Origin of the sequence: Wolbachia endosymbiont of Ctenocephalides felis wCfeT (genome assembly GCF_012277295.1) — a bacterium.
GTDB lineage: Bacteria > Pseudomonadota > Alphaproteobacteria > Rickettsiales > Anaplasmataceae > Wolbachia.
Genome location: NZ_CP051156.1, coordinates 1,407,811 through 1,423,269 on the forward strand (window position 1 = coordinate 1,407,811; position 15,459 = coordinate 1,423,269).

Consider the following 15,459-nt stretch of genomic DNA (forward strand, 5'->3'; position numbering starts at 1 on the left):
ACCTTAAATGACCAGTAACTTACACTTAGAGTTAATTAGATGTCTTATTAATCAACCAGGAGTAGACATCAATGCTCAAGGAATAGATGGAAAGACACCACTACACTGTGCTATTAAACTGGATGAACTGAGCTTAGTGGAACTGCTGCTTACCAAGAAAAACATAAATCCACTAATTGAAGATAACGAAGGTAAAACCTCGCTGGATTACGCAAGAAATGTTGTAAAGAAGGAAGTATTAGAAGCTCTAATTAATAATAAATATGGGTCAGAGGAAGATAGCTTACTTCATTTAGCTGCAATGATGGGCGAGATTAACGCAGTTAGATATTTGATCAGAAAAGGTGTGGACGTGAATAGCAAAAATGCTTTGCACCATACACCATTACATTTGGCAGCAGGCATTGGACATGTAGAAATTGTAAAAATTTTAGTAAAAGAAGGAAACGCTGCAATAGATGTCTTTGATGCACGAAATCAGACTCCAATGCACTATGCAGTGAACAATAAACAACTGGAAATAGTAAAATTGTTTCTGGAGCTTGGAGGGGATGTTAACAGAGTTCGCAAAGGCCAAGGCTCGATGAAGTTATCACCACTTCACAACGCTGTAAGCAACAGTAATTATGATGGGCGAGACTTATGCTTTGATATTATGAGATGCATAATAAATGCGCCAAATTCCAAAATCAATTTACAAGATTATGAAAATAAAACACCGCTCCACTATGCAGATAGGCTCAAAACAATAGAGGTTCTGCTAACTCGAGAAGATATTGATCCGCTAGTAAAGGATGATAGTGGCAAAACACCATTTTGTTATGCAAAAGAAGCAAATAGACCTGAAATAATCAAAGTTTTAATAAGTAGTAAATATGGACCTGAAAAAAACAGTTTATTACACCTGGCAGCAGAAAGAGGATATGTTGAGCTACTGGATGATATTCTAAAAGAAGGAGTAGAGGTTGATGTTGTAAACGATAAAGATCAATCACCTATATATCTTGCAGCAAAGCATAGAAAATTTAATGTAGTGAAATTACTGCTTAAAAAAGGAGCAGACTCTACAGATGTTTTTCAACAGGCAATAAAAGCAAATGATGTAAAGCTAATAAAGCTACTACTGAAAGAAAAAAGTATAGTGCTGTTTGGTAGAGATAATAATTTTCCAACGTTTCATGTTTTAAGTAATAAATATCTGGAAGAGAGAAAAATAGCCGATAGAAGGGTAAAAAAATACAATAACATAATCTATATTTTCATAGCAGTATGTGCAATAGGATTAGTAGCGGTCTATCATAAGATTGGAATTGCTATAGTGATAGGAATACTTGCACTGATCGTAGCAGTAGTAATGAGTAATTTGACTCAGAAGTACATAGAAAAAGAATTTCAAAAGAAAATGGTTGTTGAATTAGAAAGTGAGAAGACAAGTGAAGCTACATCTATTCCTACACTAAGCGACGTTGAAATTCAAAGTAACTCATCCGATGAAGAAAGCTCTGTTGCAGAATTTCAAGCCAGAGAGGTGTATGAAAAACAAGTTTTAGAAAGTACTGATACTGAAAGTAGGTGTAGGCAACATGGTGTATAGTACAAGTTTTTACTTGGGGTTAAAGCCAGATCCACTACTTAAAGTTTCAGAATGGGCAAATGAATATCGTGTTCTTTCGCAAACTGCATCATCAGAACCTGGTAAATGGAGAACTGAGAGAACGCCTTATCTTAAAGAAATAATGGATTCACTTTCACCTTCTTCTTCAGTTGAAAGAGTAATATTCATGAAAGGAGCACAGATTGGCGGAACAGAGGCTGGTAATAATTGGATTGGCTATGTAATTGATCAAACCCCTGGTCCTATGCTTGTTGTACAGCCAACTGTTGAAATGGGAAAGCGCTGGTCTAAGGGAAGATTTGCTCCACTTATTGATAGCACGCCATGCCTCAAAAGCAAAGTTAAAGATCCAAGGTCAAGAGATTCAGGCAACACCGTACAAAGTAAAGAGTTTCCAGGTGGCATGGTAGTAATCACTGGAGCAAATAGCGCTGTGGGCCTTCGCTCTATGCCAGTAAAATACCTCTTTCTTGATGAAATTGATGCGTATCCTGGAGACTCTAGCGGTGAAGGTGATCCAGTTCTTCTCAGTATCGCTCGAACCAATACTTTTACGCGGCGAAAGATCTTTTTAGTATCAACACCAACAGTTCATGGCATCAGCAGAATTGAAAAAGAATTTGAAAGTTCTGACAAACGTTATTTCTTTGTACCATGTCCTCACTGCAATCATTATCAAGTGCTAAAATGGCCACAAATTAAGTGGGAAAACAATGACCCAAAAACAGCACATTATGAATGCACTGAATGCAAAGGCAAAATAGAAAATCATCAAAAAACAGAGATGCTTGCCAAGGGAGAGTGGAGAGTTACTGATCCAACAAAAGATGGAAAGATAGCAGGATTTCATATTTCAAGTTTATATAGCCCAGTTGGCTGGTATAAATGGAGTCAAGCAGTAGCAGAATTTTTGCATAGTAAGGAAAATGAACAATTACTGAAGGTCTGGATAAATACTACGCTTGGAGAAACCTGGGTTGATAGAGGAGAAGTACCAGATTGGAAAAAGCTTTTTGAGCGTAGAGAGTCTTATCCAATTGGCACAGTACCAGAAGGAGAAGTAGTTCTCACCGCAGGAGTTGATGTACAAAAAGATCGGCTGGAAATAGAAGTTGTTGCTTGGGGAAAAGGTCGAAAGAGCTGGTCGATTGATTATCAAGTGTTTGAAGGAGACCCAGGGGCTGATGTTATCTGGAATAAGCTTTCTGAATTACTGAATCATCATTTTATTGGCGAGAATGGCTTGGAATATACAATCAGTATGATGGCAGTTGATGCAGGGTATATGGCTCAGGAAGTATATAATTGGGCAAGAAGTCATCAAGGATCAGGAAGAGTTATGGCAGTCAAAGGAGTGAACAAAGCCCTTGTACCGCTCAGTAGCCCAAGTAGAGTTGATATAACGGTTAGTGGGAAAAAACTACGCAGAGGAATGAAACTCTGGCCAGTTGGAGTATCAATATTAAAGTCAGAACTTTTTCAATTACTTAATATTTCGCAGAATGAGGAAGGATTTCCACCTGGATATTGTCATTTTCCAGAATATACACCTGAATATTTTAAACAGCTTACTGCAGAACAATTAATTACCAAAGTAGTCAAAGGCTATACTAAACAAGAGTGGCAGAAGATAAGAGATCGTAATGAAGCACTTGATTGTCGGATATATGCAAGAGCAGCATCTATTGCCCTGGGAATTGATCGTTGGCCAGAGAATAAATGGAATAGCTTGAGCGAGAAAACTGAAAGTAAAAAGTCAAAGAAAATAGTCAAAAGCAAATGGATAAGTGAGCAATAAATGTATACCGAAGATTTTTTAAACCAAGTTGAGAAAGCGATAAAAAAGCTCCAAAGAGGAGAACGAGTAGTATCGATTGCCTATGGTGACCATGTTGTTCGATATGCAGAAATTCAGATAAATGACCTATTGAATTTAAGGCAAAGAATCAAAGCTGAGTTGAAAGTTGCTGGGATGAAGCCAAAGAGGAAAATTATTTTTTCAACTAATAAGGGGGTAATTTAAATATGAAAAAGATTGATGAAGAAGAGGAGGAGTGTGAATTTTTAGAGTACTTAAAGAGCTATATTATGGCGAGCCGTACTAAAGCAAATGGCAAGCGTCCCTCTTTAGAGGAGATAGAGGCTGAAGTATCTAAAAATTCAAAAATAAAATGGCAAAGAAATGTGGATAAAATCGATCAAACAACTGTTAAATAGGCTGCCAAAAACCAGAAGTTCTGCTTGGGATTCATCTGGTTCTGGAAGGAGATTAACGTATTGGCAGCCAGAGAGAAGTGGTATAAATAGCTTGCTTGTGAGTAACCTTGAAACTTTACGCAGTCGCTCTCGAGATATGGTTCGAAAAAATCCGTATGCTGCAAGTATTATTGATACGGTAGTTAGCAATTGCGTTGGAACGGGAATAAAACCGCAATCAAAAGCCAAAGATGCAGAATTCAGAAAAAGAGTTCAAGAGCTATGGCTGCAGTGGACCGATGAGGCGGATAGCAATAATATAAGCGATTTTTATGGGTTGCAGGCTCTAGTATGTAGAAGCATGGTTGAAGGTGGAGAATGTTTTGTTCGTTTAAGGACTCGTAAACCTGAAGATGGATTTTCTGTTCCTTTGCAACTTCAGGTTTTAGAATCAGAGCATTTGGATAATAAAACCACTCAAGCTTTAGCAAATGGTAATGTAATTCGTAACGGTATTGAGTTTAACAGACTTGGGCAGAGAGAGGCGTATTACTTATTTAGAGAGCACCCAGGAGAGAATTTAATTGGAGAATCGGTACGTGTGCCAGCAAGTGATGTTTTGCACGTTTATAAACCACTCAGACCTGGGCAAATCAGAGGAGAACCGTGGCTCAGTTCAGTACTTTTAAAACTCTACGAGCTTGATCAGTACGATGATGCAGAATTAGTCAGGAAAAAGACTGCGGCAATGTTTGCTGGGTTTATCACCAGGCTTGATCCAGAAGCAAATATAATGGGGGAGAATGAATCAGATGAGCATGGGGTAGCTTTATCAGGCTTAGAACCTGGAACTATGCAATTACTTGATCCAGGAGAAGACATAAAATTTTCAGAGCCATCAGATGTGGGAGGAAGTTACGAAGCATTTATGAGGCAGCAATTAAGGGCCATAGCAATCGGTATAGGAATAACTTATGAGCAGCTAACAGGAGATTTAACTAATGTCAACTACTCATCAATTAGAGCAGGGCTAATAGAATTTCGCAGAAGATGTGCAATGTTACAACATAATATTATGATATTTCAATTTTGCAGGCCTGTATGGGAAAGATGGCTAGAACTTGCTACTTTATCTGGCAAGCTTCCTATGAATAAAAAAACAGAGAATTTCAAAGATGTAAAGTGGATACCACAAGGGTTTGATTGGGTAGATCCACTAAAAGACCAACAAGCACAGCAAATGGCAGTAAGAAATGGTTTTAAAAGTCGCTCAGAAGTAATTTCAGAAATGGGTTATGATGCTGAAGAAATTGATCAAGAAATAGCTGAAGACCAAAAGCGTGCTGATTCTTTCAACCTATTTTTTGACTCGGATACAAGGAGTACACAACAAAAATCATGACAAAACAAGCAGTATGGCTAAATAAGCCAATGATGGTAGAAACAAGAAGTTTTGAACTACTATCTTTATATAGCGGAAAGCAAGCAAACTTTAAAAACTTAAAGCATAATACTATAAGCTTAAAAGGAGTAGCAATTATACCAATTTATGGAATTCTAACCAAAAACCCTGGAACTTTTGACGATATTTTAGGCATGACGTCATATGAAAGGATTCGCTTTCAAATAGAGGAAGCGTTGGGAAATGATAAGGTAGAAACTATTCTACTTGATATAGATAGTCCAGGTGGAGAAGTAAGCGGTTTATTTGACCTGGCTGATTTTATTTATGAAGCAAGAAGGTCGAAAGAAAAGAAAATAATAGCAATAGCTAATGATGATGCTTATTCTGCTGCTTATGCAATTGCTTCAAGCGCTGAAAAGGTTTTTCTCACTCGTACTTCAGGAGTTGGCAGTATTGGGGTAATTGCAAGTCACATTGATCAAAGTGGGTTTGATGAGAAACAAGGTATTAAGTATACAACAGTTTTTGCTGGAAATCGCAAGAATGATTTAAATCCACATGAGCCAATAACTTCTGAGAGTTTGGAAAGCTTACAGGAAGAAGTAAATCGCTTATATGGAATGCTAGTTGAACTTATAGCACGGAATAGAAATCTTTCCATAAAAACTGTCAAATCTACAGAAGCAGGACTTTATTTCGGGCAAAATGCAATTGAAATTGGTCTTGCAGATGAAATTACAATTTTTTCGGAGTTTAAATTTATTAATAAAAACAGAGGGAGTATGACTGAACAAACTATTACTAAAGTTGAAGAACAACATATCAAACAATCGGTAAACCCTAATGATTTGATTGATCAAGGTAAAAAACTTGGTTATGACAACTGCCGCAGCGAAGTCTTAGAGGTGATACGTTTATGTAATTTATCAAAAATGCCAGAGAAAATACCAGAATTTATTGAGCAGGGTGTAAGTAGCAAACAAGCACAGGAAATTTTAATAGGGCTACTCGCAGAGCGAACAACAAAAGCCGAAATTTTTAGTGCATTACCACAAAACTCATCAGAAGATCTACTGATGCAAGCAGCTAAAGCCCGCCAGAGTGCATAATTACAAGGCTATATTTTTATACCGCGGAATATAGTCGTTACAAACGCAGCGGTAAAACAATCAATTAATTAGGAGAAAAAACATGCCTTGTATAACTGAACAGAACAATCTTGGTGACCTCTTAAAATATGAGGCATCTAACCTATACTCACGAGATCAAATAACTGTAGCAAAAGGGCAAAATCTTAGCTTAGGAGCTGTTGTTAGTAGAAAAACAGATGATGATTTAATTAGAGCACTAAATCCAACTGCAACAGATGGTACACAAACTGCCATTGGTGTTGTTACAGGCGATGTAGATGCAAAAGCAGAAAACACCAAAGCGGTAGTAATTACCAGAATAGCCTTGCTAGCTGATCATGCTATTGTTTGGCCACCTGGTATTCTTGAAGATCAAAAAACAGCAGCAATAAAACAACTTGAAACCCGTGGCATTATCATTCGTAAGGGAGTTTAACTATGCAAAATCCATTTTCAAATCCAGCATTTAACATGACAGCGCTAACTGCTGCAATCAACATATTACCGATTAATTTTGGTCGAACTGAAAGTTTAAATCTATTTCCAAGTAAGTCTGTAAGATTCCGGCACATTACTATTGAAGAGCAAAACGGTGTTTTAGCACTGCTTCCAACACAAGCGCCAGGAGCACCAGCAACGGTTGGAAAGCGTGGAAAGAGAAAGGTAAGAACTTTTACAATTCCACATATTCCCCATGATGATGTCGTTTTGCCAGAGGAAGTTCAAGGAATACGTAGCTTTGGCTCAGAAAACGAACTTGTAGCGCTTGCTGATGTTGTCACTGATCATCTACAGTCAATGCGCAATAAACATGCAATAACACTGGAGCATTTACGTATGGGAGCTTTAAAAGGGATAATTTTAGATGCAGATGGCTCTGAACTCTTAAACCTCTACAATGAGTTTGGTATTACTCCAAAAGTAGTAAATTTTGCACTTGGCACTGCAACAACCGATGTAAAAAGAAAATGCATGGAAGTACTCCGCCATATTGAAGATAGTTTGAGTGGTGAATATATGGAAAGAATTCATGCATTAGTCAGTCCTGAATTTTTCGATGCTTTAACATCACATGCAAAAGTAAAAGAAGCATATGAGAGATGGCAAGAAGGAGCAGCGCTTCGAAATGATATGAGGTCAGGATTTACGTTCTGTGGTATTACATTTGAGGAGTATAGAGGACAAGCAACAGACATGGATGGAAATGTCAGAAGATTTATTGAGAAAGACACCGGACATTGTTTCCCATTTGGAACAGTAAATACATTTACAACTTACTTTGCTCCAGCAGACTTTAATGAGACAGTAAATACACTCGGACAACCACTTTATGCAAAACAAGAGCCAAGGAGATTTGATAGAGGAACGGACCTTCATACTCAATCAAACCCCCTGCCAATGTGCCATAGACCTGGAGTGCTGGTAAAACTCGTTTCAGTGTAAACGTGTTAAGAAATTGCCCCAGGCACACTAATAAGGCAAGGCAACGCCTGGAGCATATACTAATTTTAGTATAAAATATGATCAAAGCAAGGATGAATATATTGAAATTATTTACTGATTGTTTTGAGCACTTAGGTGTAGAAGTTGTATACTGTAACCAAAACAAGCAGCCAATTTGTAAAATTAAAGCTTTGGTAAAACGTCCAGATAGCGCGTATTCTTTAGGTGCAGATGGAAAATTCACTCAGCAAATTGCTTCCATAGAAATACGCACTCAGGATATTGGGTTCCTTAGTGTAGGAGATTATATTAAAATTGATGGTAAGTACTATAAGATTTTTGAGCCACCACTGAAAGGTTCTTCAAATAACTTATGGGAAATTACAGCAATGGAGGTCTAGAAATGTTTCTTAACATTGAAGTTGATCATAGTATTGATAAAGTTATTCAAGATGTTAATGCTAGTAAGGCTAAGGTAGAATCAGCAGCAATGAAAGCCTTAAACAAAACGGCTCTGTGGTTAAAAGTACAGGCCAGCAAAGAAATCAGTCAAGAAAAGCAAATAAAGCAGAGTTTGATTAGGAAAAGACTACGAATAATTAAGGCAAGTAAAAGCTCTGTAAATGCATTAGTGAAAGCAAGTCTTTATGGGATAAAGGTAGGCAAATTAGGCTCTATGAGACAGACAATGATAGGAGCTAAGGTAGGAAGCCGTATGTTCCAAGGTGCATTCATAGCAACGATGAAAAGCGGTCATACAGGAATTTTTAAGCGCAGGGGTAGAACGTCTTTACCAATTGATGAGATTTTGCTGCCATTAGAACCTGAGGCGTCAAAAATAATAAAAGAGCTTGTGACTCAAGAGGTTGAGAAAGTGTTTGAGAAATTTTTCCACCGTGAACTTAATTATATTTAAAAGACATGACAAAATTTTGGAAAGACTTAAAGCAAACAAAAACTCTGTCAAAAGTTTTCTCATCAGGTCTTAATAAAAAATATTTTACAGTAATGAGGATTTATGCGATATCCACTTTGTTTATGGAAATATCCAGGCCAACCACTGCATTCTATGATATCATTATTATCAATTGAAATTCCTGATTTAGCTAATTGATCCTTTATCGCTCTTCGCATTCTATTGAGTGGTCTTCTGACTTTTCTTTCAAGATCATAGATAGTCTGTGTGTTGATACCCAGACGTTCTGCCAACTGTTCAAGATTGAGAAATGTATATCGATCAGTAGGCAGCCCATCCTTGATATCATACAGAAATTGTGCAAATAGTATATGAAAGATCTTAAGTTGTAACCTAGATGATCGGCTAATAACCATGATATCGTTGATGTAGATAAGATTACCCTTAATCTGTAACTGCAAATTGTACACTGTTAATTGTAAAAATTATATCATGCTAATTATAGCATAAGTATGTTAATAAAAAAAATTTTGTTTTTTTTAGACACATTGCCAATTTCACTTGTATATATATTATAGAGCATTAGTTATGTCAATTCTCACACAGTCAGGTAGAGCAGCAATTGCAGCTAGTATAAAGGAGCAGTCTCTTCATCTTGCTTGGGGCTCAGGTGACTCTAACTGGGAAAGTAGCCATAAAGTAGAAAAAACTTTTACTAATGGCATATTAACTCTCGATCACCACCCTATCAAGAATGTTAAGCTCTTTCAAGGTGCAAAGGTCTATGAACCTAATGCTGACTATATAGTTGATAGTAATACAGGTGTAATTAAACGAGTAGAAAATAGCTCTATTGTAGAAAGTAATATAGTAGCATTAGAGTATACTCAAAGTACACCACCAGAACATATAACTTCAGCAAAGCTGCTTAATGAACTCGGAAGGCGCGTTATTGATGAAGTTCTTTTCTGCACAGGTGATGAGAATGGCGAGCTTATAACTCCTACAGGTCGGTTTAAACCATCAAGTGTACCAACCAATAATCTCTATCTTAAATGTAGCTTCGATTTCTTGAATGCAGCGAATCAAGTGATAAGAGAGCTTGGAGTTATGGTTGGTACAAGGATAAAAGAAGAATTGCCACCTGGACAGAGATATTTTGAGCCACAGGATATTGAAGATCATGGAATTTTATTGGTCTTAGAACACACTGTGCCGCTTATCAGGACTGCTGCTACAAGAGAAACATTTTCTTTTGTTATAACATTCTAACTAAATATTTTGAAAAAGTAAGACAAATGACATTGAACAGTTATTATAACCGCTTTAATCCTGATAAAAAGTACGAACGAAGTTTATTCTTGGCTGGTAGAGGACTACAATCTGCAGAATTAAATGAAATGCAAGATTACGCTCTTTCCAAGCTCAAAGGAATAGGCGATGCAATATTTCGTGATGGTGATGTTATAACAGGAAGCGACTGTATAATAGACACGGAAACTGGTAAAACCACACTTGAAGCAGGCAAAATCTACCTTCGTGGGTCAGTTAGAGGTGTGGAGCAAGCAGAGTTTACTATTCCTATTAATACTACAGTACGCATAGGTGTTTACTACGCTGAATCAACTATTACAGAGCTAGAGGATAGTGCGCTTCGTGACCCTGCTGTCGGTACTCGTAATTATCAAGAAGTTGGTGCTGCAAGACTTAAAAGCACTATTACTTGGGGTTATCAAGCTGAAGGTGTTTCGCCTAGCTCTGCAAATGGAGAGTTTTACCCAATCTATAATGTTGAAAACGGAATATTAATTCAGCACTCTGCACCGCCTCAGGCCAATTTAGTGACTACTGCTCTTGCTCGTTATGACCGTGAAGCTAACGGTTCTTATGTTGTAGAAGGTCTTGAAGTAATGTTTTTACACACTGAAGAAGGCGAGGGAAAAGTGGAAAAAATGGGAAAAAAACAGGTTTTTGTGGTAAACGAGGGAAAAGCTCATGTTGATGGTTATGAAATTGAACTTCCCCACAGTTTACGAGTTTACTTTGATGAGGATCCTGACATAAAAGCAGTTGAATCAGAGCCACATACTTTTCAGCCAAACAACCAAAAAACAATGGAGCTTAAAGTTAATGATTTTCCAATTAAAGAAATTAAAAAAGTAGATATTACAGTACAAAAAACTATTACCATTACTCATGGTTCTTACTCTGGAGCTGTTGATCCGATACCTGATTCTGCAATACTGGAAATTATTCAAATTAAGCAAGGTAATGTTATTTATGAAAATAGTACTGATTATAAACTCAAATCAGGAGATGTTGATTGGGGACTCTCAGGAAAAGAACCATCACCTGGAAGCAGTTATCAAATAACTTATCGCTGTCGTACTTATGCTGCTCCTGCAGATATTAATGAGCAAGGGTGCACAGTTAAAGGAGCAGTTGACGGAACACTCGTCCTTGTTGATTACACTTGGAAAATGCCACGCTATGATTTGATCACAATAGACGCAAAGGGTACGGTCAGAAGAATAAAAGGAATTTCCCACTCTTGGCAACCATCAATGCCTAAAGCACCACCCGGACAACTTTCTCTCGCTCACATCTATCAAGAGTGGAATGAAAAACCGAAAGTGACAAATAATGCTATTCACGCTGTTCCGATGAATGATCTGGAAAGCATGAAAAAAGGGATTAGTGATCTATATTCTCTAGTGGCACAGGAGCGTCTTAAAAATGATGCAAATTCAAGAGATCCTACCACTAAAAAAGGAGTATTTGTTGATCCATTCTTTGACGATGATATGCGTGACCAGGGAATAACGCAGACTGCAGCAATTGTAAATAGGGAATTGATTCTGCCAATTAATGCTACAGTAGTTGATATTAATAGTGGAAAAATACCTCAACTACTTCCCTATGCACTTGAGCCAGTGCTTGAACAACTTTTGCAAACAACAGAGATGAAAATTAATCCCTATCAAGCTTTTGATCCCATTCCAGCCAAAGTTACTATTAATATGAATGTTGATCACTATACGGAAGTAAAAACTAATTGGTCAAGTTCAGTAACCAGGGAGTTTAATACTACAATGAATTCAGAGACTTCTGAGCTTTTATCAACTACATCAAAAAATGCTGAATTTATGAGAGAAGCAACCCAAAACTTTGAGGTTGAAGGCTTTGCAGTTGGTGAAAAACTTAAGGAGTTAAAATTTGATGGAGTAAATATTCAACCTCAAATTTAGAAAATATATAGAAAACACACGTTCTGAGAAAATATGGATTCAGCATTTATAGCCGATAATAAAGGAAAAATAAAAGGAAGATTTACTGTACCAAGTAATATTCCAGCCGGTACTAAACTTGTTCAATTCTTTGGTGATAAAGGCAGTTACGGTGAAGCAACTTATACTGGTAAAAAAACTATTAACGTAGAAGAACGAAGAAGAGTTTTTTCCAGCAAACGTGTTGATCCTTTAGCCCAAACATTTACTTTATACGAAAATAGGCATATTGGAGGAGTTGATTTATGGTTTACGAATAAAGGCTCAAAACGTGTTGCTGTACAAATCAGAGAAACAGTTATCGGTGTTCCTTCACATACTGTTATTGCTGAGAGTTTTGTTGAGTCAGAGAGGGTTAATATAAATGGTACAGCAACACGTGTTGTTTGGTCTCCGGTTTTTTGTGAAGCTGGCAGAGAGTATGCTCTGGTTTTACTTACCGATGATGCAAATACTGCAGTAAAAATAGCAGAGCTTGGCAAATATGATGCGGTAAACAGCCGTTGGGTTACAAGTCAGCCTTATCAAGTTGGAGTATTACTTTCATCAAGCAACGCTGCTACTTGGACTCCACATCAAAATTTTGACCTCACTTTTCGACTACTTGCTGCAAAATTTACTGAATTTTTTCACACCATTAATCTTGGCAAAGTAACTAGCAACAATACTTCAGACCTTATTGTGCTGGCAAACGTGGAAAAAGCAGGTTTTGATACCAACGCTGAATTTGCTTTAACAGATACCCAAGGAGAAGAACATTTTCTATCTGATAATTTACCACTGGCGCTTCGTTCAAGGCTCTCAGAGGAACTTACAGTAAAAGTAGTGCTGAAGGGGTCAGAAAAAAGAAGTCCAGTGCTTTATCCAGGAATACAAGTAGTGCTTGGCAATATTGGAGAAACCGCAGACTACATAACCAGAAGCATTACTGCAGGTCCAAGCGCTAAAATCACAATTACCTATGATGCTATTATTCCTGGTACTGCAGATGTTAAAGCTTATGTGCAGGCTGAAAAAGAGAAAGAAGAATGGCAACTGGTGAATTTAACATCAGGAAAACCGATCGGAGACAATTGGGTGGAGCGTACTCACGTGCTGACAAACTTTAATGCCAATGAGACAAGAGTAAAATTAGTTCTGAGTGGAACAGTGCTTTATCGCCCTAAAGTGAAAAATCTAAGAGTAATTGTCACCTAAAATGCCAGAAGATAAAACAAAACGAGGATATTTTTTACCGCATCCAGAGAATATTGCTGCTAAGGATGTGGTTCGTATTCGCACAACAATTGAGAAGGTAGATAAAGATATTACAAAAAGAGAAGATGAACATAACCAACTAAAGAATAATTTTGAAAGATTTAGCTTTGAAACTTTTTTGAATTTATGGAGCAATAAATGACCGTAACTCAAGATGCGATTAACGCTTTACATAAGAGGATTAGAACCTTAGCAGAAAATAGTACACCAGATCAACTAGCATATCTTGCTAAATCACTGGAATCGATAATAGATAAAAAAGCTATTTCCAATGTTGTGCAAATGACTGAAGTAAAAGAGATAATTGATGTGCTACAGAAGAAAATTAAAGATTTAGCAGCAAATAGTACACCTGACCAGGTAGCATATCTTGCTAAAGCATTGGAATCAATAGTGGATAAGAGTGCAGTATCTGATATTTTACAGATGAGTGATGAAAAGCTGAAAGAACTTCTAAGCGCTGCAAGGTCGCACTTAAATGATATAGAGACTAATAAGACAAGTTCAATATCGTCCATCACTGCAGTAAAGAAAGAGTCTGTGAATGAGATCAATACGCTAAAAACTAATACCTTGGATACTTTAAAAGCATCTTCAGATTCATATGTATCACTACTTGACACGAGAAAAGATACTAATATTGCGGCAATAAATAGTATTGGCAATGATCATAAAGATGCTCTTACAGATGTAGTAGAAGGTTTTCGTGCTGTGAATGATGTGCCAAGTGGGTCATCAATTATGAGAGAAGTAAAAAACAGAAATATGGTTGAGCCAGGTTCAATACCCTTCATATTTGGAGTACTCAGTAGGCAAAATAACTACTTTGGTCATGGAATTTCCACTAGTGAATTTGGAGAGTGGAGCCGTGATGTCACAAAAACAGATTATATATTACAGTTACTTGCAGGCACTCATACATACGATACAAGTTACGTTAGTTTTTATCGGCCAAGGCAGTTGTGTTTTATAGAGGGAAGTAACGGTACATTTATTTACGGAGAGCTATACACAAACAGTTTTTCGAGTAATCGTGATTATATATACTACTACCCATATGCTGCACTTGGAGTAATATTTGTAAAAAATACAACCAACCAGAATATAAGAAGGACAATAAACTTTCTTGGATCAGCAGGAGGTGATGCAAAAGCTGAATTACTTGTGGGGACTCCTGATAACACTAATGATAATAAGTCAAGAATTTCAAGAATAGCATGGAAAAGTGCTTACAAATACACGAATTATAGTAGCGAATTTACTGCATCTGGATATATAGAAATTCCAGCAGGAAAAACTGTTGTAGTTTTACTTCATACATCATCTTGTCTGGATTCCCAAAGAAAAATTAGTGAAGGTATGCTTTCAGGTGATGTATATATCTATAGCCAATTTATTCAGTGGGGGATTTATAACATACGTAACAACTTTTTAAGCACAGGACTAGAAGTTGATGTAGAAAGAACACTTAGAGCTTGGCAATGTCCAGGTTTACAGGAGACTTACCAAATTTGGCAATAAAGGTCGGAGGTAAAAATATGCCCATTTATATTCGCTTTAAAGATCACAAACAAATTGAAACGACGACTCTAGAAAAACAACCAGAAGGAGTTGGATGGCAGAAAGCGCCAGAGAATTTTGACTGGCAGAAAAGTTATTGTTTAACTCAAGGAGGGAAAATTGTTGAAAGGAGTAAAGAGGATATTCAAAGAGAGCTACTTGATCATGCGAAGCTTTGTGCTCTTCATTGCCTTAATATGTATTTCAATCGCTATGCAAATCGGTACGCAGGTTATTCGCATGCAAAAGCGAAATCATATGAAGTGCAAGCAAAAGCAGCGGAAAATATTTTGAAGTCTGAAGAAGAAAAACAACCCTTAAGCAATAAAGATGTAGAGATTATTGAGCCTTTAGCAAAAGTCCGTTCTATTTCAGTAATTGGAATGGCAAAACTTATTCAAGAAAAGGCAAAGAAAGCAGTAAAAGCAATAGCAAAATGTGAAGAATTAGAAGATTTAGCAAAACAAAAGATAAAGCAAGCAACAATTCAAGAAGAACTGCAAAATTTTCTTAAGCATTTTGAACAAGAGATAGAAAATTCTCTAGCTAATTTATAAAGATAAAAAGAAAGATTTCCAAATTAAAGAACCTCTAGCAAAAATTCTTCTATAGGCCAAGTAGCAAAAGGCGAAAAGATTAGAAAATTTCTC

Annotated in this window: 16 protein-coding genes; all 16 read left to right on the top strand. The window is 36.9% G+C overall.

The annotated features are described in order from the left end of the window. Window positions 1-7 precede the first annotated feature (7 nt). The 16 genes from HF197_RS06910 to HF197_RS06985 all read left to right on the top strand — a co-directional run bounded on the left by HF197_RS06910 (window position 8) and on the right by HF197_RS06985 (window position 15,366). Window positions 8-1,594: an ankyrin repeat domain-containing protein gene (locus HF197_RS06910; RefSeq protein WP_168464780.1), complete on the top strand. Its 1,587-nt coding sequence runs from the start codon at window positions 8-10 to the stop codon at window positions 1,592-1,594. Continuing rightward, entirely contained in the window at window positions 1,584-3,413 is a 1,830-nt protein-coding gene (locus HF197_RS06915) for a phage terminase large subunit family protein (protein ID WP_168464781.1), read from the top strand. Before HF197_RS06910 ends, HF197_RS06915 begins: the two co-directional genes overlap by 11 nt. Then, window positions 3,414-3,638, top strand: coding sequence for a gpW family head-tail joining protein (locus HF197_RS06920; RefSeq protein WP_168464782.1), 225 nt, complete (start codon window positions 3,414-3,416; stop codon window positions 3,636-3,638). 2 nt (window positions 3,639-3,640) lie between these two features. Further along, window positions 3,641-3,832, top strand: coding sequence for a hypothetical protein (locus tag HF197_RS06925; protein WP_168464783.1), 192 nt, complete (start codon window positions 3,641-3,643; stop codon window positions 3,830-3,832). Beyond that, window positions 3,798-5,213: a phage portal protein gene (locus HF197_RS06930; protein ID WP_168464784.1), complete on the top strand. Its 1,416-nt coding sequence runs from the start codon at window positions 3,798-3,800 to the stop codon at window positions 5,211-5,213. Before HF197_RS06925 ends, HF197_RS06930 begins: the two co-directional genes overlap by 35 nt. Then, complete coding sequence (locus HF197_RS06935) at window positions 5,210-6,325, top strand: S49 family peptidase (protein WP_168464785.1); 1,116 nt, start codon at window positions 5,210-5,212, stop codon at window positions 6,323-6,325. The genes HF197_RS06930 and HF197_RS06935 overlap by 4 nt, the downstream gene beginning before the upstream one ends. Before the next feature lie 82 nt (window positions 6,326-6,407). Further along, window positions 6,408-6,782 carry a head decoration protein gene (locus HF197_RS06940; RefSeq protein ID WP_168464786.1) on the top strand — a complete coding sequence of 125 codons (375 nt, stop codon included), beginning with the start codon at window positions 6,408-6,410 and terminating at the stop codon, window positions 6,780-6,782. 2 nt (window positions 6,783-6,784) lie between these two features. Next, window positions 6,785-7,789, top strand: a complete 1,005-nt coding sequence (locus HF197_RS06945) for a major capsid protein (RefSeq protein WP_168464787.1) — start codon at window positions 6,785-6,787, stop codon at window positions 7,787-7,789. 92 nt (window positions 7,790-7,881) lie between these two features. Beyond that, window positions 7,882-8,190 carry a head-tail joining protein gene (locus HF197_RS06950; RefSeq protein WP_168464969.1) on the top strand — a complete coding sequence of 103 codons (309 nt, stop codon included), beginning with the start codon at window positions 7,882-7,884 and terminating at the stop codon, window positions 8,188-8,190. 2 nt (window positions 8,191-8,192) lie between these two features. Beyond that, entirely contained in the window at window positions 8,193-8,705 is a 513-nt protein-coding gene (locus HF197_RS06955; protein ID WP_168464788.1) for a phage tail protein, read from the top strand. A 588-nt stretch (window positions 8,706-9,293) separates the two neighbouring features. Next, entirely contained in the window at window positions 9,294-9,977 is a 684-nt protein-coding gene (locus tag HF197_RS06960) for a hypothetical protein (protein ID WP_168464789.1), read from the top strand. 26 nt (window positions 9,978-10,003) lie between these two features. Then, complete coding sequence (locus HF197_RS06965) at window positions 10,004-11,953, top strand: DUF4815 domain-containing protein (protein ID WP_168464790.1); 1,950 nt, start codon at window positions 10,004-10,006, stop codon at window positions 11,951-11,953. Window positions 11,954-11,986: 33 nt separating this feature from the next. Further along, window positions 11,987-13,189, top strand: coding sequence for a hypothetical protein (locus tag HF197_RS06970; RefSeq protein ID WP_168464791.1), 1,203 nt, complete (start codon window positions 11,987-11,989; stop codon window positions 13,187-13,189). 1 nt (window position 13,190) lies between these two features. Next, window positions 13,191-13,391 carry a hypothetical protein gene (locus HF197_RS06975; RefSeq protein ID WP_168464792.1) on the top strand — a complete coding sequence of 67 codons (201 nt, stop codon included), beginning with the start codon at window positions 13,191-13,193 and terminating at the stop codon, window positions 13,389-13,391. Continuing rightward, the gene (locus tag HF197_RS06980) at window positions 13,388-14,770 is read left to right on the top strand and encodes a hypothetical protein (RefSeq protein ID WP_168464793.1); all 1,383 of its coding nucleotides are present in this window, start codon (window positions 13,388-13,390) and stop codon (window positions 14,768-14,770) included. Before HF197_RS06975 ends, HF197_RS06980 begins: the two co-directional genes overlap by 4 nt. A 17-nt stretch (window positions 14,771-14,787) precedes the next feature. Then, entirely contained in the window at window positions 14,788-15,366 is a 579-nt protein-coding gene (locus tag HF197_RS06985) for a hypothetical protein (RefSeq protein ID WP_168464971.1), read from the top strand. Window positions 15,367-15,459 lie beyond the last annotated feature (93 nt).